At 72.9% G+C, this 4054-nt stretch carries 4 protein-coding genes, 1 pseudogene and 1 riboswitch; of the genes and pseudogenes, 3 read left to right on the top strand and 2 right to left on the bottom strand.

Annotated elements, in window-relative coordinates; translation table 11 throughout:
• Together CR470_RS36265 and CR470_RS36260 are read right to left on the bottom strand one after the other, a co-directional pair.
• Window positions 1–894 (bottom strand): alpha/beta hydrolase family protein (locus tag CR470_RS36265; protein ID WP_097871872.1); only part of this gene is annotated, 894 nt, incomplete at its 3' end.
• Window positions 895–1021: 127 nt separating this feature from the next.
• Complete coding sequence (locus tag CR470_RS36260; protein ID WP_097871870.1) at window positions 1022–1681, bottom strand: class II aldolase/adducin family protein; 660 nt, start codon at window positions 1679–1681, stop codon at window positions 1022–1024.
• A gap of 277 nt (window positions 1682–1958) precedes the next feature.
• On the opposite strand from CR470_RS36260, the gene CR470_RS36255 reads away from it, so the two are divergent.
• From CR470_RS36255 to CR470_RS40960, 3 genes and pseudogenes are all read left to right on the top strand, one after another.
• The gene (locus CR470_RS36255) at window positions 1959–3221 is read left to right on the top strand and encodes an inorganic phosphate transporter (RefSeq protein WP_097871867.1); all 1263 of its coding nucleotides are present in this window, start codon (window positions 1959–1961) and stop codon (window positions 3219–3221) included.
• Window positions 3222–3233: 12 nt separating this feature from the next.
• Entirely contained in the window at window positions 3234–3464 is a 231-nt protein-coding gene (locus CR470_RS36250) for a hypothetical protein (protein WP_097871864.1), read from the top strand.
• Window positions 3465–3615: 151 nt separating this feature from the next.
• Window positions 3616–3745, top strand: a riboswitch (cobalamin riboswitch).
• Between the two features lie 132 nt (window positions 3746–3877).
• Window positions 3878–4054, top strand: a pseudogene (locus CR470_RS40960) (cobalamin biosynthesis protein); the annotation flags it as partial.

The raw sequence follows: 4054 nt of genomic DNA, 5'->3' as shown, positions 1-4054 counted from the left end.
GCTCATCCCGGTCCTGCCCTGGGCGGCGCGGACGGCGAGCGGCAGCAGGGCGGCCGGGACGCCGCGGGCCGCGGCCAGGGCGCGCAGGGTGACCGGCCAGTCCAGCACCGGGGAGTCGAGGACGAGGCCGCTGATCCGGTCGCGGAGCGGGGACTCGACCGCGGCGTACAGGGCCATGGTGGCGCCGGTGGACCAGCCGTGGACGATCACGTTGCGGGCCCCGTAGCGCAGGGCCCAGCGGAGGGCGGCGTCGAGGTCGCGCCACTCGGAGGCGCCGAAGTGGCCGAGGCCGTCCGCGGGGCGCGGGGCTCCGGGGTCGCCCCGGTAGGCGAGGTCGAGCACGGGGAAGTTCTGTTCGCGCAGGAACGGCATCAGGTTCATGGGGTGGGCCCGGGTGGTGCCGAGGCCGTGCACGGTGATGACCCAGGTGTCGCGCGCGCCGGGGACGTACCAGGCGGGCAGCGTTCCCAGCTCGCCGGGGATCTCGACCTCCTGATGGTCCAGGCCGAGGTCGCTGCTCGGGTCACCGCCGTACAGGGCGGGGGTGAGCCGCACTTTCACGCCCGGTTCGAGGAGTCCCGTGCCGACGCTCTCCAGCCTGCGGACGACGGTGTCGGCGGCCTGGGAGGCCCCTTCGACGACGGGCCCGACGACCGCGTGGACGCCGGGTCCGGACAGGCCGTAGGTGCCGGGCCGGAGCGCCGAGAAGGACCGGGTCAGGGTGGTCTGCCCGGCCGCCGTGGCGTGCACGGTGAGTCTGCGGTCGGCGGGGAGGGGACGTCCGGGCGCCGCTTTGAGGGCGACGTCGCTGGCGTACCGGCCGGCCGCGACCGCTGTCGCACCGACGCCGAGGATCGTGGTGACGGCCGTTGCCGTCGCGGTTACCGGGCGCACCGCTCCAGTGTCGTGGGGCGAGAGGCGCGCTGCCAGTGGGCGGGGCCGTCCGGGGCGGACGCGGGCCGGGCCCGGGGCCCGGCGGTGCGCGAGGGCGCCGGGAGAAGGAGCGGGCGCCGTGCGCGGCTCAGCCGGGCTGGCCGTATCCCTTGAGCGCTTCCGTCACCTCGTCCAGCTGGGCCGCGTCGAGCAGGGCCGGGGTGCGGCCGGGCACGGAGCTCGCGGTGAGCCAGAGGCGGCAGAGCCACTCCAGTTGGGCGGTGCGCTCATAGGCCTGGTCGAGCGTGTCGCCGTAGGTGACGGTGCCGTGGTTGGCGAGCAGACAGCCGGTGCGGCCCGCCAGGGCCCCGAGCATGGCCTCGGCCAGCTCGGGGGTGCCGTAGCGGGCGTAGGCGGCGGTGCGGACGGGGCCGCCGAGGATGGCGGCCGCGTAGTGGACGAGCGGCACCTCGGTGACGAGGGTGGAGACGGCGGTGGCGTGCACGGCGTGGGTGTGGACCACGGCGGCGGCGTCGGTGGAGCGGTAGACCGCCAGGTGCAGGGGGAGTTCGCTGGTCGGCCCGAGGTCTCCGAGGACCTGGCGGCCTTCCAGGTCGACGCCGACCGCGTCCTGGGGGCCGAGCCGGTCGTAGGGCACCCCGCTGGGCGTGACCAGGACCAGGTCGCCGACGCGGGCCGACACATTGCCCGAGGTGCCGACGACCAGGCCGTCCGCCGCGCTGCGACGGGCCGTTGCCACGACGTCCAGCCAGGCCCGGCCGACGGATTCCGGGTGTTGCTCGCTCATGGGGCGAGCGTAGGGGGCAGGACGCGCAACCGGAACGGCACAGGGGAGGTGACGGGGATCTCTTCCGGGTGCCGAACAGCCGTTCAAAATGTTCGCCAACTAGTGGCAAAGGGAAGCCCACGCCCCACCCCACAGGCATCGCGCAGCCCCTCCCGCGCACAAGCGGAGGCGACCCACTCCGCTTGGGGTCACCGTGGCGCCCCGCTCAGTTCACCTTCCGTTCATTCAGGTTGCCTACGGTCCACGTGCCACTGACGTCGAACGATTGCCTGGGTAAATGGAACACATCACGCTGCTGCTTGCGATTGTGATCGTGACAGCTCTCGTGTTCGATTTCACGAACGGTTTCCACGACACCGCCAACGCGATGGCGACCACCATCTCGACCGGCGCCCTGAAACCCAAGACAGCGGTGGCGATGTCCGCCGTTCTCAACCTGATCGGCGCGTTCCTGTCGGTGGAGGTCGCCAAGACGATCTCCGGCGGGATCGTCAACGAGGACGGCCTCAGAACCGAGGTCATCTTCGCGGCGCTCGTCGGCGCCATCCTGTGGAATCTCCTGACCTGGCTGGTCGGCCTGCCCTCCAGTTCCTCCCACGCCCTGTTCGGCGGTCTGATCGGCGCCGCGGTCATGTCGGCCGGCTGGTCCTCGATCAACGGCGGCACCGTCGTCACCAAGGTGCTGCTCCCGGCGATCGCCGCCCCGCTGGTGGCCGGCCTCGCCGCGATGCTGGCCACGCGACTGACGTACCGGATCAACCGGAACGTCACCGACGAGGGCCAGCTGAAGTCGACGGCCAAGGGCTACCGGGCCGGACAGATCGCCTCCGCCGGTCTCGTCTCGCTCGCCCACGGCACCAACGACGCCCAGAAGACGATGGGCATCATCACGCTGGCCCTGGTCACCGGCGGCGTCCTCGCCCCCGGCTCCAACCCGCCGCTCTGGGTCATCGTCTCCGCCGGTGTCGCCATCGCGCTCGGCACCTACCTCGGCGGCTGGCGCATCATCCGCACGATGGGCAAGGGACTGACCGACCTCCAGCCGCCGCAGGGCTTCGCCGCCCAGACCAGCGCGGCGACGGTCATCCTGGCCTCCTCGCACCTCGGCTTCTCGCTCTCCACCACCCAGTCCTGCTCCGGTGCCGTCATGGGCGCGGGCCTCGGCCGCAAGGGGGGCGTGGTCCGCTGGTCCACCGCCACCCGGATGTTCGTCGCCTGGGGGCTGACGCTCCCGGCGGCCGGTCTGATCGGTGCGGGCGCCGAGTACCTCACCAAGCAGGGCCCCTGGGGCATCACCGTCACCGCGATCCTGCTCGTGGGGGGCTCCTTCGCCATCTGGCTGGCCTCACGCCGCCAGCCGGTCGACCACACCAACGTCAACGACGCGGACGGGGAGGGCGAGCCCCAGGGCGTCGTCACCACCGCCATCGCGGCGGTCCAGCCGCCGCCCGCCGGCGGCCCGGCCGCCGACATCGCCACCACCATCCCGGCCCCGGCCTCGGCGCCCGACGACCCGGCCCGGCCGCCGGCCAAGGTGTAAGGACAGATCCGTATGAAAATCGACTGGGCAGCTCTCGCCTCCGTCTTCGGTGTCAGCCTCGTGGTCACCGTCGCGCTGGTCGGCCTCTTCACCCTGGGCATCGTCGCCCTGTCCAAGCAGTCCGCCACGGCCGGCGGCAGCGCCGCCGGCGGGTCGGTCGCGCTGGCGCGCGCCGGCGCGTACGCCTGCTTCGCGGCGTGCGTGGCGGCGGTCGCGTACGGGATCTACCTGATCGTCGCCTGACCCCGTACCCCGCACTCCCTCGGGCCGGACACACCCTCGTGTGTCCGGCCCGATGTGCGTCTGCGCACAGTGGAGCCTCGCAGGTCAACAGCGAGTTGACGGTTGTTCGCGGGGCGTGGTGGACTGCCGGAGCCATTTACGGCGACAGCAGAGGAAGCCGGTGCGAATCCGGCGCGGTCCCGCCACTGTCACCGGGGAGCACTCCCCCACACCGGACGTCACGGCCCACGACACGCGGGCTGGAAGGCCGGGGGAACTGCGGATCCGGAAGCCAGGAGACTCTCGTCGCCGGTCACGTCGAACCAGGGCGCGGACCCTGAGTGAGGACATACGCCATGCCCGGCCGCCGTGTGCCGCTTCCTGTGCCCCCTCCTTCCCCTTCCGGAACGCCTCTCCCCGCGACGGGTTGAGCCGTGCGTGCCGACCGCGTCTTCGCGTACGGCGCCACGGCCGGGCTGATCGCCGACGCTCTGCTCGGCGACCCCCGTCGGGGCCACCCCGTCGCCGGATTCGGCCGCGCAGCCGCGCGGGCCGAATCCCTCCTGTGGCGTGACGACCGGGGCGCGGGCGCCCTGAGCACCCTCGTGTGC

The organism is Streptomyces sp. rh34 (genome assembly GCF_002551245.1).
In the GTDB taxonomy this organism is placed as follows: domain Bacteria; phylum Actinomycetota; class Actinomycetes; order Streptomycetales; family Streptomycetaceae; genus Streptomyces.
Note: the sequence above shows the minus strand (reverse complement) of the source record. Positions and strands in the feature narration are given on the sequence as shown.